This is a genomic window from Marinospirillum perlucidum, assembly GCF_003336805.1.
Classification (GTDB): Bacteria; Pseudomonadota; Gammaproteobacteria; order Pseudomonadales; family Halomonadaceae; genus Marinospirillum; species Marinospirillum perlucidum.
Genome location: NZ_QFWJ01000009.1, coordinates 1 through 25,788, shown reverse-complemented (window position 1 = coordinate 25,788; position 25,788 = coordinate 1). Strand labels below are relative to the sequence as shown.

Below are 25,788 nucleotides of genomic sequence, written 5' to 3'. Positions count from 1 at the left end.
CTTAACCAGTCCAGTAAGGAGAAACACATGAGTGATCAGGCCGAACGTTTGGTACAGATTTATGACAAGCTGGTCGAGCGTCTTTATGAAATTCGACTGGAGGTCGAAAAGACCAGTGAAAACCTGGATGTGGATCGCGAGATCGAAGATCTGCTCGAGCAGGAAAAAGATCTGGAAAGACTGACCCGCGAAGAAGCGTCTTTGCTCAGCTACTGGCTCAAGCGGGATATCAAGGATTTACGTGCTCACTTGGCAGCCACCGAGCAGGGTGTCAAAGGCTGGCTGGCTCAGGAAACCAGTCTTCTGAGCGAACAGTTTATGCACTGGCTACGGCAGGTTGCCGACCCCTCACTGGTGGATGCACGCACCCTCCAGGAAGATCTCGACAGCCGTGAAGACCCCACACTTTACCATGCCGGTGAACTGGCGATGGCCGGGGTCTTTTCCTGTGCCAACTGTGGCAAGGAAATCGAGGTCAGCTACACCCACCGCCTGGAACCCTGCCACCGTTGTGAAGAGCGGATTTTTATCCGCAAGACTCTGGATACTCGCGCTTAAACATAGGCAAAAGCCTTGATGGTGGATTCCAGCTGGTTGCCCTGGTCATTGAGTTCCTCAACGGCCCGGGTCGCCTGCTCGGCCTCATCCAGGGCTAGGCGGGCACGATCATTAATCGCCAGTATCCGCTCGTCTATCTCCTCGGCCACGCTGCGCTGCTCGCTGACTGCTGAGGACACCTGACCTTCGCGCTGGGTAATGCTGCCAAAGGCCTCCTCGATCGCGGAAAAGCTGTCGATCGAATACTGAATCTGCTCCTGGGTCGCCCCCACACTTTCACTGCTGGTTGCCATCTGGCGAACCACACTGCCCACGATGCCCCGAATCTGCTCCAGTGTTTGGCGGATATCCTCGGTAGAGGACTGGGCTCTGACCGCGAGTTGACGTACTTCATCAGCCACTACAGCAAAGCCGCGTCCGGCTTCCCCGGCTCGGGCGGCCTCAATGGCGGCATTCAATGCCAGGAGGTTGGTCTGTTCAGAGATACCGGCAATCTGATCCATGACCTGATCCACTTCATCACTGGATTGGCGCAGTTTTTCCACTTCACTGGAGGTTTTAGCCAGTTGCTGGCACACCTGCTGAATTTTTTCCGAGCTGGCCTGGATGGTTTCCCGTCCCTTGTGACAGCTGGAATTGGATTGGCTGATATGTTCAGAGTTTTCCTGGATACTGCTGTCGATCTCACGAATGCTGGCTGACATCTCGTGGATAGCGGTGGCGATGGATTCCAGATCCTTTTCCTGTTGGTCCTGGCTCTGGTGATTGCTGGCCACCTGATGATTGAGTTGATCAATAATACTGCGTAGGGCCAGAAGGGTATCGTCCATACGTCCGAGAATGGTCCGGGTTCGGGCTCGGTAGGTATAAAAAGCCAGCTCGATACCACCGGTTTCATGGCGACTGCGAGTAAATACCTTCTGGGCCAGAGGATTGTTGACCACCTTGCGGGCCAAGTCTTGTAGGCGGCGCAGGGGTTTAAGAGCCAGCCAGCTGAGTAGACCTCCCACAGGAGCAAGTAACAACCAAGCTAGTGCGGCTTCAGGGAGAAAAAACATGCCCAACCAGGTTAGTAGAGGACCGATTAGAGCTAAGCTGATTAAATTAAAATGTAGGTAGGGACGGGGACTGGTCTGGGGGCTTTTTTTGTTTCTAAGGCGTTTATAAAGTTGAGCGGCATCCTTAACCCTCCGGCTTGAAGGTTTGGTTCTGACTGATTGATAGCCAATGACTTCGTCCCCCTTGTATAGGGGGGTGATGTAGGCATCCACCCAATAATAATCGCCGTTTTTACAGCGGTTTTTAACCACACCGATCCAGGAATTACCAGATTGCAGAGTTTTCCATAAATCGGCAAAGGCTTCCGGTGGCATATCCGGATGCCGAATCATATTGTGGTTTTGCCCTATTAATTCATCCAGATTATAGCCGCTGACTTTGCAGAAATCGGGATTGGCATAGGTGATGATGCCTCGTTTATCTGTAGTTGAAACCAGGCGGACCCCCGCCTCGTATTTATATTCTTGCTGAGTAACAGGTTGGTTGTTTCGCATTTTTTAGGTAGCCGAAGTTGTGTTTTCAAGTTCAAGGTGCTGTCAGATCAAGCTATCTTTTTTTAAAACGGTTGTATTGTTTTTATATGTATTTATTATTGATCTTTGAAGCGAAAGGATTATCGTCTGTTAATGATCTGAGTCAATAGTCATTTGGTAGATTTTAGACGCAGGTTGTAAAACAATCATTATTGTTAATAATCTATTAATTATTGCTTGCAAGGATCTTCTATAATATTTAGCAGATAATCAGCAAACTGCTTAAAAAAATTTAAATACGGCTTCGTGATGGGGGGCGGGTTTGCCAGGCCAGTAAGAGCAGGCAGGCGAGCCAGAGGGGCCAGGAGGTGGTTTGCATGAAGGGCGTGCTACCCTCGCGAGGCTGGATAGCACCCAAAAGCACTTCCTGAGTGAATTGAGGTAGTCGTTGTTTGATCTGGCCCTGGTGATCAACCAGAGCGGTGATGCCATTGTTGGTGACTCGCACCAGTTCCCGGCCGGTTTCCAGCGCCCGAAAGCGAGCGATCTGAAAATGTTGCAGGGGGCCGATGGAGCGACCAAACCAGGAGTCATTGGAGACGGTCAGCAGCCAATTAGAGGTAGCTGCCTGGCGGGCGGTAAAATCCGGGTAGGTGATTTCATAGCAGATCAGCGGAGCAACGCGAGTGCCCTGAGCTTCCAGCGGAGCCTGATTGGCTGGCCCTGAGACAAAACTGGACATGGGCAGGTTAAAAAAGCTGATCAAGCCTCTTAAAGCTTCTTCCAGAGGGAGATATTCTCCAAAAGGCACCAGCTGAACCTTGTGGTAGTCTCCGCTGGCCTGACCGGCAGTGACCAGACTGTTGTAGTAGGCACGGCGCTCAGGGAGGGGAGTGACTAGACCGGTAATCAAGGCTGCCTCGGATGAAGCTCCTTGCAGGGCCAGATCCAGAAAAGGCTGGGCTTGACCAGGACTGAGCGGAATCGCTGTTTCCGGCCAGATAATCAGATCCACTTCACCGGCTTGCTGACTCAGTTGCAGATAGTCACGAATAATCCTCTCTTGGTACGAGGGGTCCCATTTATTCTGTTGGGCAACATTGCCCTGAACCAGGGCTGCTCTCAGGGGGTCACCGACCGGCTGGGTCCACTGGATGGGTTGCAGCAGATAACCACTGCTCAGTAGGGCGAGGCTGCCAACCAGGGCCAGGGTTTGCTTTGCCTGCCAGCCGTATTCCTTGGCGTTCTTGCAGTTAAACCAGCCGGGGCGCAGAGCCCAGACCAGAAGCAAGCCAGCGAGCAGACTGATGGCCCCTACACCATAGACCCCGACCAGAGGTGCCCAGCCCGCCAGGGGGCTTTCCAGATGGGCTGTGCCTAGGAGTAGCCAGGGAAAGCCGGTCAGGAACCAGGAGCGAAAAGCCTCCATGAGTACCCAGAGTGCAGTCCAGTTGAGCAGCCACAGGCGTCGGGATGCTAAAAATTGCTGCCAGAGCCAGGCATGCAGAGCAAAGAACAGTGCCAGACTGGCAATAAACAGCAGGGTCAGAAAAAAAGCCAGGGGAACCGGAGTGCCGCCATGAACCTGGATGCTGACGTAGACCCAGGAAGCACCGGAACCATAGACCCCCACACCAAAGAACCAGCCCTGGATTAGAGCTGCCAGTGGCTTCAAGGGGCGCAGAATCAATAGCAGAGCGACCGGTGCCAGCAAGGCCAGGGGCCAGGCGTTGAAGGGAGCCATGGCCAGCGTAATCAGACTCCCTGCGGCGAGACTGCCCAGAGCGCGCAGCAGCAGGCTGCGCTCGAAGCGGGCCGTTAAGCGCCGGAACAAGCTTTATTCCTCGTCCGGCAGCGCAGTGATTTCATCCTGGCTCAGAGGGCGTACCTGAAGCAGGCGGATACGGCGGTTATCGGCATTGATCACGGTGAATTCCATGCCTTCGAGGACCACAGCTTCACCCCGGCGGGGCAGGTGGCCGAACTTCTGCATGACGATGCCGCCGAGGGTATCAAACTCCTCGTCGCTGAAATCACTCTTGAAGTAGTCATTGAAGTCATCGATGGGCGTCAGGGCCTTAACCAGATAACAGCCCTTTTCGCCGGTGCGGATATCGGCCTCTTCTTCGACATCGTGCTCATCTTCTATGTCACCAACGATCTGTTCGAGTACATCCTCGATGGTAACCAGACCGGCAGTACCGCCATATTCATCGACGACTATGGCCATGTGGTTATGGGTTTCGCGGAATTCGCGCAGCATCGAATAGAGCCGCTTGTATTCGGGAACAAAGGTCGCCTGACGGATCGCCTGGCGGATATCAAAGTCTTCCATGGCTTGATGATCGGTAATCAGGGGCAGCAGGTCCTTGGCCAGGAGGATACCCAGTACCTCATCCGCGGTTTCACCAATTACGGGAAAGCGTGAGTGGGCGGACTCGATCAGGGTGGGTAGAAAGTCACGGGGATGTTCGTTGATGCCGACCACCACCATGTGTGAACGCGGAATCATGACATCCCCGACCTGCATGTCGGTCAGTTGCAACGCCCCTTCAATCACGGTCAGGGCTTCATAATCGATCAGCTGACGTTCAGAGGCGTCCTTGAGAAAGTCCACCAGTTCCTGGCGGTTTCTGGGCTCGGTAGAAAAGGCGGCAAGGAGTTTATCAAACCAGTTTTTTGGGGGCTGCCCCCGGCTCGATCGGTCTTCGTTCATGGCTGTTGTGAATCAACCTGCTATTGGTGGCGTGTATCAGGGCTGGCATAGGGGTCTGGAATACCCAGCGCTGCCAGGCGTGCTCTTTCCAGTGCTTCCATCGCTTCGGCTTCTGCTTCTTCCTGGTGATCCTTTCCCTGTAAATGGAGAAGGCCATGGATGACCAGATGGGCCCAGTGATGCTGGAGTTGTTTTTGCTGTTCTTCAGCTTCCCGGACGACCTGGGGAACACAAATCACCAAGTCTCCGAGTAAAGTTAACTCACCTGCTGCTGCTAAATCAATGGGGGCATCAAAAGGAAAGGACAAGACATTAGTCGGCTTGTCTTTGCCCCGATAGCTGGCATTAAGGTAACGGCTTTCATCGTCATCCACCAGGCGCAGGGTGACTTCACAGGCGGATGGGGTTTCTTCCAGCAGACCGGCCTCTACCCAGACCTGGAAAGCTTCCAGGCTGGGGCAGGCTTGCGGATGATCGGTAGCCATTTGCAAGTCGATCAGCGGTTTCATTGTCCCGAACCTCGCTGCTGGGCCTGGGCATAGAAGGCTTCCTGGCGGGCGGCTCTTTCTGCCTGGCGCTCCTTCTCACGGCTGGTGCGCTCTTTCTCTTCAGCGGCCTCGCTGGTGTCATAGGCCTCGACGATCCTTTGTACCAGCGGGTGGCGAACCACATCCCGGTTGGCAAAGCGGGTGATGCCGATGCCCTGGACATCTTCGAGTACCTTGAGCACATGGGTTAACCCCGAGGAGGTGCCGCGCGGCAGGTCGATCTGGGTGATATCCCCGGTAATCACGGCAGTAGTGCCAAAACCGATGCGAGTCAGGAACATCTTCATCTGCTCGCGCGTGGTGTTCTGGCTTTCATCAAGAATAACAAAGGCATTGTTCAGGGTACGCCCGCGCATAAAGGCCAGCGGAGCCACCTCGATGATATTTTTTTCAATCATCTTGCCGACCTGCTCGAACCCCAGCATTTCGTAAAGGGCGTCATAAAGCGGGCGCAGATAGGGGTCGATTTTCTGGGCCAGATCACCGGGTAGAAACCCCAGTTTTTCACCTGCTTCAACGGCCGGGCGAACCAGTAGAATGCGACGGATTTCATCCTTCATCAGGGCTTCTACCGCACAGGCTACGGCCAGATAGGTCTTGCCGGTACCGGCCGGACCAATACCGAAGTTGATGTCCTGCTGGCGAATGGTTTGCACATAAGCCTGCTGATTGGCTCCACGCGGTTTGATGGTCAGGCGCGGGGTGCGCAGACTCACCGGCGTGTGCTGATCGACAACACCTTCCTCTTCCAGGGCTTCCAGACCGGCTTCCTGCAGGTGCAGATGAATGCTTTCCGGTTCCAGTTCTTCGGTGGCCGTATCCTTGTAGAGCTGCTCCAGCAGGGTTGCAGCCACATTGGCGCGCCGGGCTTCACCGGTGATCTGGAAGTCATGACCGCGATTACGCAGGCTGACGCCCAGGCGTTGTTCAATCAGTTTGAGGTGGTCGTCCTGCAGGCCGCAAAGATTGGCCAGACGTTGATTGTCCTGGGGGTGGAGGGAAACCTGAACCACCCGCTGGGGGGTGGCTTGATCTTCGGCTGCTGAATCTTGTGGTTGGTTCAAGCGGATGCGGTCCTCTTGGTTGTTCGCCAATTCGGGGCTGGCCTTAAGCCAGCCGCCCTCTTAATGAATTAGGGTAGGCCTCTTCTATGACAACATCAACAAACTCGCCGATATAGTCGGTGGCGTGATCGCTGCTGACATTGACCACCCGGTTGTTTTCGGTACGCCCGGAGAACTGTCCAGGGTCCTTGGGTGCCAGGCCAGTGACCAGAATACGCTGGGTGCTTCCCACCATGCGGCGGCTGATCTGTTGGGTCTGCTGGTTGATCAGTTGCTGCAATTGATAGAGGCGTTCTTTCTTTTGTGCTTCCGGGGTGTCATCCGGCAGGTCGGCCGCGGGGGTGCCGGGGCGGGCGCTGTAAACGAAAGAAAAGGAAAGATCAAAGCCCAGGTGCTCGATCAGATCCAGCGTGTCCTGAAAGTCTTCTTCGGTCTCACCGGGGAAGCCGACAATAAAGTCGGAGGAAAAACTGATGTCGGGACGATTGGCGCGAATTCTTTCCATCTTGTCGATGTATTCTTCACGCGTATGGCCACGCTTCATGGCTGCCAATACCCGATTGGAACCGGATTGAACCGGTAGATGCAGGTGGCTGACCAGTTCAGGCACTTCCTTATAGACTTCGATCAGGCTGTCGGAGAATTCCACCGGATGTGAAGTGGTAAAGCGGATACGGTCGATGCCTTCTACCTGGGCCACGCAGCTGATCAGTTCAGCCAAATCAATGTTGTCACCCTGGGCGTTGGCGCCCTGGTAGGCATTCACATTCTGGCCAAGCAGATTAACCTCGCGCACGCCTTCATCGGCCAGATGCTGAATGTCTTTCATGACCGCTTCAAAGGGACGCGAGACTTCTTCGCCACGGGTATAGGGTACGACACAGAAGGTGCAGTATTTGGAACAGCCTTCCATGATGGAGACAAAAGCAGTGACGCCTTCCACCTGCTGGTCGGGCAGGCGATCGAACTTTTCGATTTCCGGGAAGGTGACATCCACCATGGGAATCTGTTGGCTGCGGGTGGCATCGATCATTTCCGGTACCCGGTGCAGGGTCTGGGGGCCGAAAACCATATCCACATAGGGTGCACGCTGACGCAGTTTGTCGCCTTCCTGGCTGGCTACACAGCCACCCACCCCGATCAATAGATCAGGGTTATTTTCCTTGAGCTGCTTCCAGCGACCCAGCTGGTGGAAAACCTTTTCCTGGGCCTTTTCACGGATGGAGCAGGTGTTTAGCAGAATGACATCAGCTTCACTTTCGTCATCAGTCAATTCCAGCTGATGCGATACACCCAGCAGATCCGCCATACGGGACGAGTCATACTCGTTCATCTGGCAGCCGTGGGTTTTGATAAAGAGTTTTTTCGTGGGCGTGGTGTCAGTAGCCTGGGACATGGGCGAAAAACCAACCTTTGCTGTTATGCATTGAAGAGGCGCAATTATACAGGTGGATAGCGGGCAAGAGCTAGCGTACAAATTTTAATCACTTTGTAATCCCGGCTGGTCACCACTCCCGGGGCTGGTTATTCTAGGGATGCTGACAGGTTTATCCACAGCTTTCGTGGATAATTACAAGCAAGCGGAGAGAAACGAGTGGATAGAGCCTATTGGGAAGCCGTCTGGCGTGAAGAAGAGCAGGGTTTTCACCAGACCCGGATAAACCCGCATCTGCAGCGCTTCTGGTCGCGTTTGAAGCTGCGTCCTCAGGCCCGTGTACTGGTGCCCCTGTGTGGAAAAACCCTGGACATGAACTGGCTGCTATCAGAAGGCCATGATGTCGTGGGGGTGGACTACTCGGTAAAAGCCCGGGATGAATTTCTGGCCAGTCGTCCCTATCCAGTGCGCTTCTCCGACCAGGGGGATCTCAAGTTGGCTCATCAGGGCAGCCTGCTGTTTGTCGCTGGTGATGTTTTTCACCTGCGCCAGGAAATGCTGCGTTCGGTGGATGCACTTTATGATCGTGCGGCCCTGGTAGCGCTACCGCCAGCGGCCCGTCAGAATTATGTTTTCTTTCTTGCCCAGTGCCTGCGGCCTGGGGCACAAATCCTGCTGATTACCCGTCAGGCGCCGGAAGCGCGAAGCCTGCCACCTTTCAATATTTCCATCGACGAAGTGGAGCGCCTTTATGCCTGTAATTTTCACATCGAGCAGTTGCACCGTGAAGATCGGCAGGATGGTGTGATCGAGGAGGTGTTTTTGTTGCGGCGTAAAGACCCAGCGGCCTTTGGCAGACTGCCCGGCGATGCCTGTGAAGCCAGGCATGCCGGGGTTTGATCAGTCTTAATTCTGGATCAGTTCAACATAATCCATCAGCAGGCTGGCTGCTTCGTGCAGGATGGCATTATCCAGTGGCGTGGGTTCCTGCTCGTGAGGGTTGCCTTCCTGGCCATCTTCCAGATCCTCCAGGGGCTCCAGGCCCAGACCTTCACGGCGGCGGTTTTCCATCGCTAGCTGTTCGGCTTCCTCTTCTTCCTGGGTCAGTTGGCGCTCACGACGGTTGAGGCTGACCGTGGGCGTATCTTCATGTGCCTGCATCCAGTCGGATTGTGCCTGCAGATAGAGAAAGTTGGGGTCATTCTGCACCCTGGCTTCATGGCGTGCCTGAAGCTCTTCCAGCAGACTCAGAATCTCGGCCTTGCGCGAGGGGATCACCGGACTGACTCTGTCCCAGGGCAGGGCAGTCTCGGAAGCGCTTTCCCCGATCACATCAGGATTGTAGAGCGGCGGGAAGGTGATATCGGGAATCACCCCCTTGTGCTGGGTGCTACCACCGGAAATGCGGTAGAACTTGGCCCGGGTAATTTTCAACTGGCCTTCGCTGAGATCCAGAATGGTTTGTACCGTGCCCTTGCCGTAGGTCTGCTGACCGACCACCAGGCCGCGGCCATAATCCTGAATGGCGCCGGCAAAGATTTCCGGGGCCGATGCCGAGAGACGGTTGGTGACAACTGTCAGAGGTCCGTCGTAATAGACTTCGCCATCATTGTCGCCCAGGATCTGGATATTGCCATCGGCATCCTTGATCTGTACGACAGGACCTCTGGGGATAAACAGCCCCACCAGGCTGTTGGCTTCCTGAAGAGCACCGCCACCATTATTGCGCAGGTCGATAATCAGGCCATCAATGCCCTCGGCCGTGAGTTCATCAATCAGGTTTCTGACATCACGCGTGGTACTGCGGTAATTCTTCTTGTTGTTTCTCAGGCCTTCAAAATCCAAGTAGAAGGTGGGGATCTCGATGACTCCGATGCGACGGGTTTCACCCTCGACCGTGGTTTCCACGATGCGCTGGCTGGCCGCCTGGTCTTCCAACTGCACGGCATTGCGTTCGATTTCAATAATGCGGCGGTTGGTGTTATCGGAATCCAGCACCTCCAGGCGTACAATCGAACCCTTGGGACCTCGAATCTTGTCAACGACTTCATCCAGACGCCAGCCGATAACATTTTCTATTTCGCCTTCTTCACCCTGACCAACGCCGATGATCAGATCGGATGGCTGGAGTTCACCCTGGCGATCTGCCGGACCACCGGGCACCAGACTAACCACCTTGGTGTATTCATTTTCGATCTGCAGCATGGCCCCGATGCCTTCCAGGGACAGGCGCATCTGGATGTTGAAGCTGTCACTGCGACGAGGGGTCAGGTAGTTGGTGTGGGGGTCGACGCTGGTGGTAAAGGCATTCATAAAACTCTGGAAGATATCGTCGCCATTGGTCTGTTGCAGACGGTTCAGGCGGTTCTGGTAGCGACGCACCAGAATATCGCGAGCTTCTTCCAGGGATTGCTCGGCATCCAGCAGGCTCAGGAGTTCGTGGGTCAGGCGTTTTTTCCAGTAGTCATCGATTTCTGCCTGGGATTCAGGCCAGTCGACTTCACTGCGATCCACCAGAAAGCGCTCATTGCCGTTGAAGTTAAAGCTATCCAGCTGGTCGTTGAGCAGGTCGAGATTGGCTTCCAGGCGTGCTTGATGCAGTTGTGTGACTTCCTTGAAGGCATCAAAGACAAAATCCAGTTCACCGTTGATCAGGGCCGCTTCCGTTTCGGCTGTCTGATCCAGCAGACGTTGAGCCTGTTCACGGGTCAGTAGCGCCTTATTGGGATCGAGTTGATCAAGATAATTTTCCAGAGCCAGTTTCTCGAGATCTTCGTCTAGAGTAACATCAGCAAAGTGTTGAAGAGTCAGCAGGCGGGTGACTTCCTTGGCAACCTGCCTTTGGGCACTGGTCGGTTCCAGTTCAGCAAGAGGTGGATATTCATGCGTTGGGCTTTCTGCAGTGGCTTGGAGGCTGACGGTCAGACCGACAACCAGCAGACAAATATATAGCCAACGCCAAAAAAGGGCTTGCATGTGTTCATTACTCCCGTGAACAGGTTGAAAGCGACAAGCTTGTGGTCAAGCCATTGAAAAAAATAACGCTTGGTGAGCCTCTGCTGACACGCTAACTAGTGAGCCCATCAGAGGTTTCCTGGCCCAAGGATAACCGATGCAGCCTTGGATGACAGCCTTGGATTACCAAGTTACTACAAGAGACAACTTTGCAAACAGGATCGAGTGATGCAATCAGCTGCTAATTTCAATCAAGGTTTAATGCAATTTTTGCAGCAGGCCACAGCACCGGCTCAAGCCGTGGCGGCTATGAGCGAGCGCCTGAATGAGGCCGGTTTTTCGCTGTTGCAGGAAGATACCACCTGGGAACTGCAGCCCGGGCAGGGTTATTACGTGATTCGTGGGGGCAAATCCCTGATTGCCTGGCGACAGGGGCAGGCTCCTGTTGCCGAGGCCGGGGTGCGCATGCTGGGTGCACATACCGACAGCCCTTGTCTGAAAGTCAAACCCAACGCGGAAATCATCCGCCACGGTTGCCTGCAATTGGGCGTGGAGGTCTACGGGGGCGCGCTCCTCAACCCCTGGTTCGATCGTGATCTGTCTCTGGCCGGCCAGGTTCATTATTGGGATAACGCCGGCCAGTTGCACGAGGCGCTGCTGGATCTGCGTGAGCCCCTGGGGATCATTCCTTCTCTGGCGATTCATCTGAATCGTGAAGCCAACAAGGGTATGGAGATTAATCCTCAGAAATACCTGCCGGTGGTGCTCTGTCAGGCCGAGGAAGAAGACCCCAAGTTGGTCTTTCGTGAGTTGCTCGCTTCCTGGTTAAAAGAAGCCGGCCATGCAGAGGTGAGCGAAGTGGTGGATTACGAACTCTGCTTCTACGACACCCAGCCACCTGCTTTGGTGGGGCTGCATCAGGAATACCTGGCTTCAGCGCGTCTGGATAATCTGCTTTCCTGCTACGTGGGACTTGAAGCCCTGCTGGCCGGAGATCCGGGCACCGCAGCCACCCGTCTGCTGGTTTGTAATGATCATGAGGAAGTGGGAAGTGCTTCGTCCATCGGTGCAGAAGGTCCTTTTCTGGAAAGTCTGTTGAGACGTTTGAGTGGTGATGAGCCGGCTTATCAGCGCACCCTGAGTCTTAGCCTGATGGTGTCCTGTGACAATGCCCATGCTCTGCACCCAAATTTTCCTGAGCGTCATGATGAAAATCATGGGCCGCGCATTAATGCAGGTCCGGTAATCAAAATCAATGCCAACCAGCGCTATGCCACCAGCAGTGAGACCAGTGCTCTGTTTGCCGGTTATTGTCGTCGTGCCCAGGTGCCTTTCCAGCGTTTTGTGGTACGCACGGATATGGGCTGCGGCAGTACCCTGGGTCCGATTACTGCCACCCGTTTGGGGGTGAGAGTCGTGGATGTCGGGGTTCCCCAGTGGGGGATGCACTCTGTTCGGGAGACCGTGGGCAGTCAGGACGCCTGGTATCTGACCCGGGCTTTGCAGGTTTTCCTGGATAGTGAATCCCTGGCTGTCAGCTGATCAACAACCGGCCAGGCGGGCTGCAGCAATCAGGAGGGCGTAACGCAGCCCCTTGCCGGTGGCGACCAACAGCAAAAACTTCAGCCAGTGTACCCGCAGGGTGCCTGCGACCAGTGTCAGCGGATCACCGACTACCGGTAGCCAGGCAAACAACAGCGACCAAAAGCCCCAGCGTTGAAACCAGGCTTCGGCCTTGAGTCGTTGATGAGGTTTGATGGGAAACCAGCGCCGGTTTTCAAAATGCAGTAGGTAGCGCCCCAAGAGCCAGTTGATCCAGCTGCCCAGGGTGTTGCCACTGGTTGCCAGCAACCAGAGCAGCAAAAGGGGTTGTTCGCGACAGACCTGGGCCACCACTAAGGCTTCTGAACCGCCGGGAAACAGGGTGGCTGAGACCAACCCGGTGATAAAAACCCAGAAAAGGCTCATCCACCCTGTCCAAACAGACCCTGAGCATCCAGGAGTTGATAGAGGATTTCCGGCTGGTTTTTCATGCTCTTGCGGATAGCCGTCGGGATGTTCTGGCGAGTACGGCGACACAGCCCCGGTTGCGGGGCAAAAATAAATTCCAGCCCGCGTGGGCTTTTGACTTCATTGGGGCCGGGTTGAATGCTCAGGCTGATCCCCAGCTGGCGCTGCATTAAATCCTGGAGATGTAGCAAATCCGGGTAATCCTTGAGGTTTTCCAGGCGATCCAGCAGGCGTTTTTCCTCTTTGCGATTGAACTGTAAAAGCAGCAGGTCTTCGCCGCCTTCAACAAGCTGGCGGAAATCACAGTCACAAACACTGGGCGGACAAGGCTGGCGCAAGGCCGGATGGCTAGTCATGGCCAGATAATAGAAAAACAGCAGCGGTCTTGTCTATTGGATCAAGAAGCAAGGGAATAAAAACAGGGGAAGGTTAAAGCTGGCTCCCGGAGCAGGACTCGAACCTGCGACCAATTGATTAACAGTCAACTGCTCTACCGACTGAGCTATCCGGGAATAGGCTTTAAAAACAGCTTGGAAATTGGCTCCCGGAGCAGGACTCGAACCTGCGACCAATTGATTAACAGTCAACTGCTCTACCGACTGAGCTATCCGGGAACAACTTTTTCAAAAAGTCGAGGGCTTACATTGTAGGTAAAAAAGCTTTTGGGTCAAGCCCTTGGCTTAATTAATTCCTGTTCAATGCCTAGACTGAAAAGGTGGTGGCTATGCCCTGATTCGAACAGGGGACCCCATCATTATGAGTGATGTGCTCTAACCAGCTGAGCTACATAGCCAACGGGTGCGCATTATAAGGATCTGCTGACGTTTGGCAAGCCCTCAGGCAAAAAACATCCTGATTTTTTTGGTAAAGGCTATTGCTGCACCCGCGAACCCATGCCAAAGTTGCTGGGGAAAACCTATTTATCCATCAACGGGGTAAGGTGACATGACGAATCTGGATGCATCCTTGCGTGAACAAGTTCGAGTCCTGGGTGAAGGCCTGGGTCATACCATGAGTGCGGCTCTGGGCGAAGATTTTCTGGAGCTGATTGAATCCATCCGCGGTTTGTCAAAAAAGGTCCATCAGGGCGAGGCTTCGCCGGAGGCTTTGGGTGAAGCCTTGAACAACCTTAAGGATGTCGAGCTGCTGCCAGTCGCCCGTGCTTTTACCCAGTTTCTTAATCTTGCTAATGCCGCTGAACAACATTACCGCGCCCGTGAACGCGTGGTGGAAGATTATCGCCGTAGCGAGCAACCCGGTTTCAGTCGTTTGCTGCGGGAGCTGCAGGAAGCCGACATCCAGCCTGACAAGATTCTCGATACCCTGACCCAGCAGCAGGTGGAGCTGGTCTTCACTGCTCACCCGACCGAAGTCAGTCGGCGTACCCTGATCCAGAAATACGATGCCCTGGATGCCTGCCTCTATGATTATGAAAACGCACCCGACGAGAAAAAACGCCAAGCCATTCTGCGGCGTCTGGAAGAGCTGATCGCCCAGGCCTGGCATACCGATGAAATCCGCAGCCAACGCCCCTCGCCGGTGGATGAAGCCAAGTGGGGTTTTGCAGTCATTGAGAACTCCCTCTGGCAGGCGGTCCCCGCCTATTATCGGGCACTGGATGAGCAGCTGGAAAACCTGACCGGACAAACCCTGCCGCTGGATGCAGCCCCCATACGCTTTGCTTCCTGGATGGGGGGAGACCGGGATGGCAATCCGCGTGTCACTTCGCGCGTGACTCAGGAGGTGCTCTGGCTGTCCCGCTGGATGGCCGCCGATCTCTACCATCGCGATATCGACTTTTTGCGCTCTGAGCTTTCCATGCATCAGGCCAGCGAAGCCCTGCGCAGTCGTGTAGGTCCTGCGAAGGAACCCTATCGTGTGCTCCTGGGTCAGCTGCGTGAACGCCTGAGAGCCACCCTGGATTGGCTCAAGGCGCGTCTGGATGGTCAGCCCTATGATGATGAACGCATTGTTTTTGATGCCGATGGCCTGCGTGAACCCCTGATGCTCTGTTATGAATCCCTGTGTGAGCAGGGCATGCAGGTGATTGCCGATGGTCTGCTGCGCGATATCCTGCGCCGCCTCTCGGCCTTTGGCATGAACCTGCTGCGTCTGGATGTACGCCAGGAAGCGCCCCGGCACCTGCAGGTGATCTCGGAAGCCACCCAATTCCTGGGGCTGGGTGACTATGCCGACTGGAGTGAAGAAGAAAAAATCGAGTTTCTGCTCAAGGAGCTGGATAACCCGCGTCCCCTGTTGCCGGAACGCTGGCCCTGTAGTGATGACGTGCGGGAAGTCTTGGATACCTGCAAGGTGATTGCCGCAGAAAGAGCCGATGCCCTGGGGGCCTATGTGATCTCCATGGCGGCCCGCTCATCCGATGTGCTGGCCGTGGCCCTCTTGTTGAAAACAGCCGGGGTGGATCGCCCCATGCGCATCGTGCCCCTGTTCGAAACCCTGGCCGATCTGGATCGGGCACCGGAAGTCATTGATGGCCTCCTGTCGATTCCCTGGTATCGCAACTACACCGGTGGGCGTCAGGAGGTCATGATCGGTTATTCCGATTCCGCCAAGGATGCCGGGCAGCTGGCTGCCTCCTGGGCGCAGTATCGTGCCCAGGAAGCCGTGACCCAGGTGTGCGAAAAACACCAGGTGCACCTGACCTTCTTCCATGGTCGTGGCGGCACGGTAGGTCGCGGTGGTGGCCCCACCCAGGCGGCCATTCTGGCGCAGCCGCCGGGTTCAGTGCAGGGGCGTTTGCGGGTGACCGAACAGGGTGAAATGATCCGCTTTAAATTCGGTTTGCCTGCCCTGGCGGAAAGAGCTCTGGAGGTTTACACCAGTGCGGTGCTGGAAGCCACCCTGACACCGCCTCCGGCGCCGCGTCCGGAATGGCGGCAGATGATGAACCGTCTGGCCGAGGATGCCGTGACCAGCTATCGTGCCTTGGTCAAGGATACCCCGGAATTCGTGCGCTATTTTCGTCAGCTGACCCCCGAGCAGGAGCTGGCTAAATTGCCACTGGGCAGTCGTCCGGCCAAGCGCAAAGCCTCTGGTGGCATTGAAAGCTTGCGTGCCATTCCGTGGATTTTTGCCTGGACCCAGGTGCGCCTGATGTTGCCCGCCTGGTTGGGCAGCGACGAGGCCCTGCGTCAGGCCGCTGAGCGGAAAGACACCGGTCTGCTGCGGGAAATGATCGAAGGCTGGCCCTTCTTTGCCAGTAACATGGACATGCTGGAAATGGTTCTGGCCAAGGTGGACCTGGCTTCGGTGGAAGAGTATGAAGACATCCTGGTGGAGGATGAACTCAAGCCTCTGGGGGAACGCCTGCGCCTGCGTGTTCGGGGGTTGATGGGGGAATTGTTGGCTTTGCGTGAACAGGAACAACTGCTGGAACACGTACCCCTGACCCGTCAGGCCATCAATGTACGCAACCCCTATATCATCCCGCTGCACCAGCTCCAGGCCGAATTGCTGGCGCGGGTCAGAGCCTGCGAGCAGGAGGGCAAATGCCCGGTTGATGTCAATCCGGTGATCCTGGAAAGAGCGCTGATGGTGACCATGGCCGGTATCGCAGCGGGCCTTCGTAATACCGGGTAACAAGCTACTTAGTGCCTAAAGCAGGCTGCATCTGCTATCCTTGGGGGCTTAATAAAAGCCCCCTTTTTAATTGAGCTGGAGATGTATCCATGAGCGCCGACAGTGCTGTCCTCCTCTTAGCCGCTGCCATTGCCATTCTGATTCCCCTGGCCGGCTATGCCCTGCACCTGCACCTGGAGGCCAAACGCCAGCAGGCTCAGGCCGAAGAGATCCGCGCCAAGGAAGCCAGCCAGGCCCGCACCAATCTGTTGGAAAATCTCGATGTGCTGGCTCGTGCCCTGAGCGATGAACAGGTCAATGCCACCGAAGGTTGCCTGAGAATTCGGGTGATGCTGGATCTGCTCGATGAAGGCCATCACCTGAACCATGAAGACCTGGTGGTTTTTGATCTGGTGCATCAGAAGACCAAGCATCTGGCCACCCACAAGGCCAGAAATGAACTGCCCGCCGAAGAAAAGGAAAAGCAGGATCAGGAAAGGCGCGCCGTGGAAGAACAGTTCGAAGGCCAGATCAAAGCCGGTGCCGAAGCCCTCAAGCGCTTCTGCGCGTCTGAAGGGGTCGTTCCGGCCAACCCCCTGTTTGTTAATGCTGCTCCCAAGGGGGATTAATCATGCTGCCGGTCAATACCCTGTGGAAAAATCTGCGTTCCGATGGTCAGAAGGGGCGTCCTGCCGGACGTTCTGCCAAGGCGGAGAAGAGTAAAACCAGTTTCAATGACCAGTTGATGCAACAGGTATCCGTCGGAGGACGGGCCGAGCTAAAAAAAGAACTGGATCAACTCCAGGAACTGCTGGGCCAGGCTGGTGAAGAGCTGGAACGCAATCCCACCGTGGGTAACCTGGAAGTCTTTCGTTCGCTCCTGTCCAATCTGGTCGGCAAGGTGATCAAGGGCAGCTTCAAGGTGGACAGTGTCGGTCCCGGCTGGCATCCGGCCGATCGCCACCAGGTGATTCGCCAGATCGATCGCGAGGCCGAAGAACTGCTGCATCTGGTGATGAATGAACAAAAGGACAGGGTTGCCATTACCCGTCGACTTTTTAATATCAAGGGTCTGGTCGTCGACCTCTTGTCCTGACCTATCTGTATTAGCTGGAGTGAATAGCCCGATATGACCAAGCGTCTTCCTGAATGGCCAACCCTGGCGGATCTGGTTGGCAACACCCCCCTGGTACGTCTGCAGCGCATCAGCGCTGGCCGCAACAACACCATTCTGGCCAAATTGGAAGGCAATAACCCTGCAGGATCAGTCAAGGACCGCCCGGCCCTCTCCATGATTCAAGAGGCCGAAAACAAGGGCCTTATTCAACCCGGTGATACCCTGATTGAAGCCACCTCTGGCAATACCGGCATAGCTCTTGCAATGGCCGCCGCGGTGATGGGATACAAGATGATCCTGATCATGCCGGAAAATGCCTCGGAAGAGCGCAAGGATGCCATGCGTGCCTATGGTGCCGAACTCCTGTTGGTGTCCAAGGAAGCCAGTATGGAAGGCGCGCGGGATCTGGCCGATCAGTTGGAAGCCGAAGGTCGGGGCCGGGTATTGAACCAGTTTGCCAATGGCGACAACCCCCTGGCCCACTATCGCACCACCGGACCGGAAATCTGGCAGCAAACCCAAGGGCGCATTACCCATTTTGTCAGTTCCATGGGAACAACAGGCACCATTATGGGGACAGGGCGTTACTTAAAGGAGCAAAACCCGGACATCCAGATCATTGGTCTACAACCCAGTGAAGGGGCCAGCATCCCTGGTATCCGGCGTTGGCCAGCCGCTTATCTGCCCAGTATTTTTGATCCCTCCGGCGTGGATCAGGTAATTGATATCGCCCAGGAGGAAGCAGAGCAGCAGATGCGTCGTCTGGCCCGGGAAGAAGGTATCCTGGCCGGGGTTTCCTCCGGTGGCGCCCTGGCCGGTGCCCTGCGACTGGCCGAGGAACTTGAAAATGCCGTAATAGTTGCCATCATCTGCGACCGTGGAGATCGCTATCTCTCCACCGGAGTCTTTAACGACCAGGCTCCCTGAGCTTGTCAGCTGACCGAAGCCTTTCGGGGCTGACAAAAACAACAACAGATTTCCCGAAATCCACAGCTGAACGAGAAACACCATGGTAAAAGTAAGAGATGACCAACCTCTTAAACAGGACGGCAGCGTTGATCTGGATCTCTGGCTTTGCCACCTCCAGGCCGATGTGCAGCTGAGCAACCCCGAGCGGGTGCGTCAGGCCTGTGAATTGGCCGCTCAGTTGGAAAAGCAGGCTGAAGAAGAGGGTCGCCAATGGTATGAAGGAGCCAGCAGCTACCGCACCGGCCTGGAAATGGCCGATATTCTCGGTGAGCTGCGCATGGATGACGACACCCTGATCGCCGCGCTGCTTTATCGTGGTGTTCGTGAAGAATTGATTGGTCTGCCCAGCATCGAAAAACAGTTTGGCAAGACCGTCGCCACCCTGATTGCCGGGGTCCAGCAGATGGCGGCCATCAGTCAGATACAAACCAGCAGTGCTCCGGCCTTCGGGCAGAAGCAAAACCAGTTGGAACAGCTACGCAAAATGCTGGTTGCTGTGGTGGATGATGTGCGCGTGGCCCTGATCAAGCTCTCCGAGCGGACCTGTGCCCTGCGTCAGGTCAAGACCGCACCGCGTGATAAACGCCTGAGAGTGGCTCGCGAGGTTTTTGAAATCTATGCGCCCCTGGCTCATCGCCTGGGGATCGGGCATATCAAATGGGAGCTGGAAGACCTTTCCTTCCGTTATCTGGAAGAAGACAGCTACAAGTACATCGCGCGCCTGCTGGCGGAAAAACGCCTGGATCGTGACGGTTATATTCAGATGGTTATCCAGCAGCTGCAGGATGCCGTGGAGGCCCAGGGTATTTCCGGAGTGGATCTGCAAGGCCGGGCCAAGCATATCTACTCGATCTGGCGCAAAATGAAGCGCAAGAAGATCGATTTCTCCCAGGTTTACGATGTTCGTGCCGTACGGGTGCTGGTGCCTGAAGTGCGCGATTGCTATGCCGTGCTGGGGATCGTTCACTCCATGTTCCGGCATATCCCCAACGAGTTTGATGACTATATCGCCACCCCCAAGGAAAACGGCTACCGCTCCCTGCACACGGCCGTGATCGGGCCGGAAGGCAAGGTGCTGGAAGTGCAAATCCGTACCTACGCCATGCATGACGAAGCCGAGCTGGGCGTTTGTGCCCACTGGCGTTACAAGGGCACGGATGCCGGTGGCAAGAGCAATGCCTACGAAGAAAAAATTGCCTGGTTGCGCCAGGTTCTGGAATGGCATGAAGAAGTTGGCGATGCCGCCGGTCTTAAAGAAGAATTGCAAAATGATGTCGCCCCTGACCGGATTTACGTTTTTACCCCCGATGGTCACGTTATCGACCTGCCGCAGGATGCCACGCCCATCGATTTTGCCTACCGAGTGCATACCGAAATCGGCCACCGCTGCCGGGGAGCCAAGGTCAATGGCCGCATCGTGCCCCTGAACTATGCCCTGAAAACCGGCGAACAGGTGGAAATCCTCACCTCAGCCGGTGAAGGCGGCCCCAGCCGCGACTGGCTCAATCCTTCGCTGGGTTATGTTAAAACCTCACGCTGTCGGGCCAAGATCCAGCAGTGGTTCAAGCTGCAGGATAGAGACAAGAACGTCGACGAAGGCCGCCAGCTGATCGAGAAGGAATTCAAACGTCTGGGTCTGGAAGGCCTGGATCTGGATGCCCTGGCCCGTGCCCTGAACCTGCATACCGAGGATGACCTCTTTGCTGCCCTGGGGGCCGGGGATCTGCGTCCGGGGCAGGTGCTGTCCATGGCCCAGCATCTGTTCGGGGAAACCGAAGACCTGGATCAGCTGGATCGCCTGCTGACTCGTCCCGGCAGCCGCAAGGAAGGCAACCAGGATGACATCACCATTCTGGGTGTGGGCAACCTCATGACCCAGATGGCCAAATGTTGTCAGCCGCTGCCCGGTGACGAGATTATCGGTTACATTACCATCGGTCGCGGGGTGACCATCCATCGCCAGGATTGTAGCAACGTCAACCAATTGCGTGCCGAAGATCCCAATCGTCTGGTCAATGTCGAATGGGGTCACAAGAAAACCCAGATGTACCCGGTGGATATTCGTATCAAGGCCTGGGATCGCACCGGCCTGCTGCGCGATATCACCCTGGTCCTGGCCAATGAAAAAGTGAATGTGCTTTCCGTAAACACCCTGACCGATAAAAAGGAAAACCTGGCCAACATTCTGATTACTCTGGAAGTTGGTGGCCTGGAAGCCCTGGGGCAGGTGCTCAATCGCCTGAATCAACTGCCCAATGTCGTGGATGTTCAGCGTTTTCGGGAAAAAGCCAAAAATTAGCAAGAAGGAGTCGCCCCGGTGACTAGGCATTATGGTCTGCAGGATTTACTGACTTTGATGGCTCGACTCAGGGACCCCGAAGACGGGTGCCCCTGGGATCGCAAGCAAACCTGGGAAAGCATTGTTCCCCATACGCTGGAAGAAGCCTATGAGGTGGCCGACTGCATCGAACGCGGCGATCTGGATCACCTCAAGGAGGAGTTGGGCGACCTGCTCTTCCAGGTGGTCTACTACGCCCGCTTTGGTGAAGAAGAAGGCCGCTTTGATTTCAATGCCATCATCGACGCCCTGACTCACAAGCTGATCCACCGTCATCCGCATGTTTTTCCCGAAGGGCATCTGGACAGCCGCCCCGGTGATCAGGCCTCCTCCGAAGCCGAGGTCAAATCCACCTGGGAGGCACTCAAGGCTGAAGAACGCCAGCAAAAACAGGCTGCCACTTCTGCACTGGATGGCATCCCCGCCAACCTGCCTGCTGCCACCCGCGCGCTCAAACTGCAAAAGCGAGCTGCCCGTGTCGGTTTTGACTGGGATGAAGCGCCACGCGTGCTGGACAAGCTGGAAGAAGAACTGGCGGAAATCCGTGAGGCCCTGGCCCAGGGCGATCAAGAGGCCGTGGCCGGTGAAGTGGGGGATCTGCTGTTTGCCACCGTCAATCTGGCGCGTCACCTCAAGGTGGACCCGGAAGCGGCTATCCGTAAAACCAATCGCAAATTTGAAAGCCGTTTTCGCTATGTGGAAAACTGCTGTCAGCAGGCCGGAACCCCGCTGACTCAGGAACGCCAGGAAGATCCGCAACTGCGCCTGCCGCTGGATACCCTGGAAGGCTACTGGCAGGAAGCCAAACGCAAGGAAGGCCCGGATGAAGCTGTCTCTTAGAAACTGGATACTCCTGGGTTGTTTTCTGCCCGCCTGGTTGCTAGTGATCCTCGGCGGTGGCTGGCTGCTGCAAAACTACTTCACCAACCTGGAACACCAACTCACTGAGCGAGGGCGGGTGATCCTGGGTAATCTGGCCCCGACCCTGGCTATCCAACTGGAAGACGAAGAACGCCTGGCGCTCTTGCGTAATCTCTCCGAACGTCTGCTGGAAGCCCCGGATGTCCGCGCTTTTTCTGTTTACGACCAGGATCGAACCAGCCTGCTCCACGCTGGCCCCAGCATGCACCCGCTGAATCAAAACCCCGATCTGCGCTGGTCGCTGCAACCGCAGGTCGCGCGTGAGGATGAATCCCTGCGCTTTATCCAGCCGCTCTACGAGTTTCAGGGCAATCGCGATATCGCCCGGTTAAGATCCGGTGAACAGCCGCGTTTGCTGGGCTGGGCCGAGTTGGAATTCACCCTCACCCCCGGCTTGTTGCACCAGTACCGGCTGTTTTTGATCAGTGGTGTTCTCCTGCTGGTTTTCTTTACCGTCAGTCTTTTGCTGGTGCAGTTTATTACCCGCAGCCTGACCCAGCGGCTGCGCAGTGCCGAAGCAACCCTGAAGGCCATCAGCCAGGGGGAGGTGCCCGGTCCCCTGACGCAAACCAATATCCGCGAACTGCAAAGCTTCGGGGAAAACCTGGAAGAAATGCTCACCCAGGTGACCCAGCGTGAAGACCAGTTGCTGCAATCCATTGATGAAGTCCGCGAGGATGCCTCGCGCAGTCTGGATGTTATCGAAGCCAAGAACATCGAACTGGATATGGCGCGCAAAGATGCCCTTCAGGCCAGTCGCATCAAATCCGAATTCCTGGCCAACATGAGTCATGAAATCCGCACGCCGCTGCATGGCATCGTGTGTTTTTCCAACCTGCTCACCCGCACCCACCTGGACGTGCGTCAGAAGGAATACCTCGGCCATATCTGGGATGCCTCGGAAACCATGCTCGGCATCATCAGCGATATTCTCGATTTCTCCAAAATCGAAGCCGGTAAGATGGTGCTGGAAGAAGAGCCGGTCAACCTGCGCGAACTGCTGGATGCCTGCCTGGCCATGCAGGCACCCCAGGCTCACCGCAAGGATCTTAACCTGCTGGGTGTGGTTTACGATGATGTGCCCAGCCTGGTGAAAAGTGATCCCCTGCGACTTAAACAGCTATTCAGCAATCTCATCAGCAACGCCCTCAAGTTCACCAACGCCGGTGAAGTGGTAGTGCGCATCATGCTGGATGATGAGGATGAAGGGGGGGGTGAACCTGTCTCACCTTCCCGCTGCTGCATCCGTATTGCGGTCAGCGATACCGGCATAGGTCTGAGTGAAGAGCAACGGCAAAAACTCTTTCAGGCTTTTTCCCAGGCAGATACCTCGCAAACCCGCCAATTTGGCGGCACCGGCTTGGGGCTGGCGATCTGCAAGCAGCTGGTACAGCAGATGGGTGGCCAGATTGACCTGGATAGTGAAGAGGGCGAGGGCTCAACCTTCTGGTTTACCCTGCCCCTGGAGATACTCGAAGAAGCCGCGGAACCCCTGCCCTGGTTGATGGGGCGCACCATCGGGGTACTTGAAGCTCATCGTTTGACCAATCAGGCCTGGTGCCATCAGCTACGTAGTTGGGGCGCCCGGGTTGTCTCCTGGAGCCACCCGGCAGAAATGCTGAGCAGCCCCGAAAGTGGCAAACTCAGCGCCCTGCTGCTGGGGATGGGAAGCCAGCATGCCACTGCCACTGACTGGCTGGATGCCTTGGATCACTGGTCGCGGGAAACCCCTTGTCCGGTCTTGCTGCTGCTGAACACCTCGGAACCGGAAATCCATGCCCACCTGCGTCATCAGGTCAGTGATCACCTGCTGCTCAAACCCCTGTCATCCCCGCGTTTGAAAGAAGCCCTGGAAGCCCTGCTGGAAGACAACCATCCGGTCAAGCTGGAAAGCCAATCCGTGGTGCTGTCGCGGGGTGAAATCCGTGAAATTCCCAAGATACTGGCCGTGGATGATGCGCCCACCAACCTGCTGGCACTGGTCACTCTCTTGCAGCAACTGGGTTATGAAACCCTCCAGGCCAAGGATGGCAAGGAAGCAGTCGCCCGCGTGCAGGAAGAAAATGTCAGCCTGGTGTTGATGGATATCCAGATGCCCGGCATGAATGGAGTCGAGGCCACTCGCCAGATACGTGCTTTGGGCAATGAATACCGTAGCCTGCCGATCATCGCCCTGACCGCTCATGCCGTTTCTGATGAAAAACAGGCCTGGATGCAGGTGGGGATTAATGATGTGCTGATCAAACCCCTGAACGAAAAACTCTTGATCGAACTGCTACACAGTTGGCTAGGAGATCGCGGTCAGGCTCAGCCCAACCTGATTAACACCAGCGTATCCGAAGTCTCGGAAGAAGCCTGGCAAGCCTGCCCCGTGGATCGTGAGCTGGGTATTCATCTGGCCGCCGGTCGCGCCGAACTGGCCGATGAGCTCCTGGGTCTGCTGCTGGATTCACTGGAACAAAGCAAGGAAGCGGTGGAAACCGCTCTGAGAAACGACAACGATGAAGAACTGATCGAAGCCGTTCATCGTCTGCATGGTGCCACCCGCTACTGCGGCGTACCCGATCTGGCCCAGATCACCGAAGCCCTGGAAACCCAGCTTAAAGCCGGGCAGGAAAAACTCGTCGCTACCAGCCTGGAACAACTCTTTTACGAAATCGAGCGCCTGCTCGACTGGCAGGAGAGAGACTACCGCAACGACTGGCACTCAAGACCGCTTTAACACCACAACAAAACCCGGCAGATTAAAACTGTCGGGTGTTGTTTTGTCTGGGAAGGTTTTAGCACATAACAATTAGCTTATAAAAGTGACGAACTCTGGCCAACGGCTAACTACCAGCCAGCCAAGTTCTAGCCTAGTGGTAGGATTGTTTTCGGCTGTGACGTGACGCTGTTGCGCCACTTCTGTGTTGAATCGCGGCCTTATGCTCAGGGAGAGACCAGTGCCAGAGTTTGAAACGGAGAGATTGATTGCAAGAAGGCTAACCCACCAAGACGTTCCTCTACTCACTACAATGCTTAGTGATCCCGAGGTCATGAAGTTCTCTGTCCAGGGTGTTTGTAACGAAGAGGCTACCCGAAGGTTTGTTGATTGGTGCCTAGCTTGTTACGCCTCCCATGGAATAGGGCCCTGGGCCTTGTGTGAAAAGGAATCCGGCAATTTTGTCGGCTTTTGTGGTGCTGGGCCTGAGTTGCTTGGCGATACTGAAGAAATCAACTTGGGTTATCGTCTAGCGCGCAGGTTTTGGCATCAAGGCTATGCAACCGAAGCTGTCAAAGGTGTTCTTAAATATATTTTCGATCAGGAACATTGTGACTCGGTCATGGTAATCATCGAACCAGGGCACACGGCTTCAGTTAGAGTGACCGAGAAGACCGGATTTAAAGACTACACTCTTCAAGAGTTTCATAATCGGCTTGTTCGAGTGTATCGGATGACCTGCCAAGACTGGATAGCCCGTGTGAGGGAAGAAGACTGCTTAGAATGAGAAGCTTTTATTTCGAGCAAACGCCATGCACTTCACGCAGGGATACAGCTGCCCAATCCTAGTGTTTTATGGATTTACTTTTCATTTTTAGTGGATGTCGCTATGGATGAAGATAAATCGGTTCTTTTGATCAGCTCAAAGACAAGTTTGCGCGGGTAGTCATCCTGGCGGGCTCTTCCTGATGAGCCTTGCACACCAAAAAGACGACCATGATTGAGGAGTGATAAGCGGCTGGCATTTTTTGTGAGGCTTTATGCAACCAGTTCTTTCTCGTCTTTTCTATAAAAATTATAAAATACAGTCGGTTGGGTGAGGTTCTTGGCTTCTGACAATTGTTTTTTTGATTGGCAGGATCTTGACTGGTGTTGTTTATTTGATTGAGGTAAAGGAGAAGGAATGTTCAGAAAAATGCTGCTTGCAGGTGTGCTGGTTGTAGTTAGTGGTAATGCCTTGGCCTATTTTTATACTGGTAACGATTTAATCGAACCTCTTAGGTGTCGGGTCCCGCATGATTAACAACCCGTTTATGAAATAATTCTGGGCGTTTTTCTTGCCACCCTTTCATTGCTTCAATGGGTGGATGATGGTTCAGTGCTTTCTGCGGAATATGGTGATTAT

Annotated in this window: 20 protein-coding genes, 3 tRNA genes and 1 pseudogene; 11 read left to right on the top strand and 13 right to left on the bottom strand. The window is 55.2% G+C overall.

The genetic code is table 11. The annotated features are described in order from the left end of the window. The first annotated feature begins 27 nt into the window (after positions 1-27). Positions 28-558: a zinc ribbon-containing protein gene (locus DFK18_RS11215; protein WP_114418353.1), complete on the top strand. Its 531-nt coding sequence runs from the start codon at positions 28-30 to the stop codon at positions 556-558. Here DFK18_RS11215 and DFK18_RS11210 read toward each other — a convergent pair. The 6 genes from DFK18_RS11210 to miaB form a co-directional block, all read right to left on the bottom strand. Next, a complete protein-coding gene (locus DFK18_RS11210; protein WP_114418352.1) occupies positions 555-2,111 on the bottom strand; it encodes a methyl-accepting chemotaxis protein in 1,557 nt (518 codons plus the stop codon). The genes DFK18_RS11215 and DFK18_RS11210 overlap by 4 nt on opposite strands. Before the next feature lie 271 nt (positions 2,112-2,382). Beyond that, positions 2,383-3,924, bottom strand: a complete 1,542-nt coding sequence (gene lnt / locus DFK18_RS11205) for an apolipoprotein N-acyltransferase (RefSeq protein WP_245944375.1) — start codon at positions 3,922-3,924, stop codon at positions 2,383-2,385. 3 nt (positions 3,925-3,927) lie between these two features. After that, positions 3,928-4,806, bottom strand: coding sequence for a CorC family transporter (locus DFK18_RS11200; protein ID WP_114418351.1), 879 nt, complete (start codon positions 4,804-4,806; stop codon positions 3,928-3,930). A 20-nt stretch (positions 4,807-4,826) separates the two neighbouring features. Then, the gene (gene ybeY / locus DFK18_RS11195; RefSeq protein ID WP_114418350.1) at positions 4,827-5,315 is read right to left on the bottom strand and encodes an rRNA maturation RNase YbeY; all 489 of its coding nucleotides are present in this window, start codon (positions 5,313-5,315) and stop codon (positions 4,827-4,829) included. Continuing rightward, complete coding sequence (locus DFK18_RS11190; RefSeq protein WP_114418349.1) at positions 5,312-6,418, bottom strand: PhoH family protein; 1,107 nt, start codon at positions 6,416-6,418, stop codon at positions 5,312-5,314. The genes ybeY and DFK18_RS11190 overlap by 4 nt, the downstream gene beginning before the upstream one ends. 43 nt (positions 6,419-6,461) lie before the next feature. Continuing rightward, a complete protein-coding gene (miaB, locus tag DFK18_RS11185; RefSeq protein ID WP_114418348.1) occupies positions 6,462-7,814 on the bottom strand; it encodes a tRNA (N6-isopentenyl adenosine(37)-C2)-methylthiotransferase MiaB in 1,353 nt (450 codons plus the stop codon). Positions 7,815-8,012: 198 nt separating this feature from the next. On the opposite strand from miaB, the gene DFK18_RS11180 reads away from it, so the two are divergent. Beyond that, complete coding sequence (locus tag DFK18_RS11180) at positions 8,013-8,693, top strand: class I SAM-dependent methyltransferase (RefSeq protein ID WP_114418347.1); 681 nt, start codon at positions 8,013-8,015, stop codon at positions 8,691-8,693. Between the two features lie 6 nt (positions 8,694-8,699). Here the strand turns inward: DFK18_RS11180 and DFK18_RS11175 are convergent, their stop codons facing one another. Continuing rightward, on the bottom strand, positions 8,700-10,769 hold the full coding sequence (locus DFK18_RS11175) for a carboxy terminal-processing peptidase (protein WP_114418346.1): 2,070 nt from the start codon (positions 10,767-10,769) through the stop codon (positions 8,700-8,702). A gap of 207 nt (positions 10,770-10,976) precedes the next feature. Here DFK18_RS11175 and DFK18_RS11170 point away from each other — a divergent pair, with 207 nt between their 5' ends. Beyond that, positions 10,977-12,290 (top strand): M18 family aminopeptidase, encoded by a 1,314-nt coding sequence (locus DFK18_RS11170; RefSeq protein WP_114418345.1) that lies wholly within the window; start codon positions 10,977-10,979, stop codon positions 12,288-12,290. On the opposite strand, the gene DFK18_RS11165 is transcribed toward DFK18_RS11170, so the two are convergent. The 5 genes from DFK18_RS11165 to DFK18_RS11145 form a co-directional block, all read right to left on the bottom strand. Beyond that, positions 12,291-12,716, bottom strand: coding sequence for a YqaA family protein (locus DFK18_RS11165; RefSeq protein WP_114418344.1), 426 nt, complete (start codon positions 12,714-12,716; stop codon positions 12,291-12,293). Next, a complete protein-coding gene (locus DFK18_RS11160; protein ID WP_114418343.1) occupies positions 12,713-13,114 on the bottom strand; it encodes a hypothetical protein in 402 nt (133 codons plus the stop codon). Before DFK18_RS11160 ends, DFK18_RS11165 begins: the two co-directional genes overlap by 4 nt. Before the next feature lie 80 nt (positions 13,115-13,194). Continuing rightward, positions 13,195-13,270, bottom strand: a tRNA-Asn gene (locus DFK18_RS11155). A 26-nt stretch (positions 13,271-13,296) separates the two neighbouring features. Then, positions 13,297-13,372, bottom strand: a tRNA-Asn gene (locus DFK18_RS11150). Between the two features lie 102 nt (positions 13,373-13,474). Then, positions 13,475-13,551, bottom strand: a tRNA-Met gene (locus tag DFK18_RS11145). A gap of 152 nt (positions 13,552-13,703) precedes the next feature. On the opposite strand from DFK18_RS11145, the gene ppc reads away from it, so the two are divergent. The 8 genes from ppc to DFK18_RS11105 all read left to right on the top strand — a co-directional run bounded on the left by ppc (position 13,704) and on the right by DFK18_RS11105 (position 25,170). Then, positions 13,704-16,358 (top strand): phosphoenolpyruvate carboxylase, encoded by a 2,655-nt coding sequence (gene ppc, locus DFK18_RS11140; RefSeq protein WP_114418342.1) that lies wholly within the window; start codon positions 13,704-13,706, stop codon positions 16,356-16,358. Positions 16,359-16,447: 89 nt separating this feature from the next. Then, positions 16,448-16,966 carry a DUF2489 domain-containing protein gene (locus tag DFK18_RS11135; RefSeq protein WP_114418341.1) on the top strand — a complete coding sequence of 173 codons (519 nt, stop codon included), beginning with the start codon at positions 16,448-16,450 and terminating at the stop codon, positions 16,964-16,966. A gap of 2 nt (positions 16,967-16,968) precedes the next feature. Further along, positions 16,969-17,433, top strand: a complete 465-nt coding sequence (locus tag DFK18_RS11130; protein ID WP_114418340.1) for a YaaR family protein — start codon at positions 16,969-16,971, stop codon at positions 17,431-17,433. 33 nt (positions 17,434-17,466) lie between these two features. Then, positions 17,467-18,381 (top strand): cysteine synthase CysM, encoded by a 915-nt coding sequence (cysM, locus tag DFK18_RS11125; RefSeq protein WP_114418339.1) that lies wholly within the window; start codon positions 17,467-17,469, stop codon positions 18,379-18,381. A gap of 82 nt (positions 18,382-18,463) precedes the next feature. Further along, entirely contained in the window at positions 18,464-20,722 is a 2,259-nt protein-coding gene (gene relA, locus DFK18_RS11120; RefSeq protein WP_114418338.1) for a GTP diphosphokinase, read from the top strand. Positions 20,723-20,740: 18 nt separating this feature from the next. Next, complete coding sequence (gene mazG, locus DFK18_RS11115; protein WP_218563949.1) at positions 20,741-21,601, top strand: nucleoside triphosphate pyrophosphohydrolase; 861 nt, start codon at positions 20,741-20,743, stop codon at positions 21,599-21,601. Further along, positions 21,585-24,404, top strand: a complete 2,820-nt coding sequence (locus tag DFK18_RS11110) for an ATP-binding protein (RefSeq protein ID WP_114418337.1) — start codon at positions 21,585-21,587, stop codon at positions 24,402-24,404. Before mazG ends, DFK18_RS11110 begins: the two co-directional genes overlap by 17 nt. A 220-nt stretch (positions 24,405-24,624) precedes the next feature. Further along, positions 24,625-25,170, top strand: a complete 546-nt coding sequence (locus tag DFK18_RS11105; RefSeq protein ID WP_114418336.1) for a GNAT family N-acetyltransferase — start codon at positions 24,625-24,627, stop codon at positions 25,168-25,170. 490 nt (positions 25,171-25,660) lie between these two features. Here DFK18_RS11105 and DFK18_RS14695 read toward each other — a convergent pair. After that, positions 25,661-25,788, bottom strand: a pseudogene (locus DFK18_RS14695) (IS481 family transposase); the annotation flags it as partial.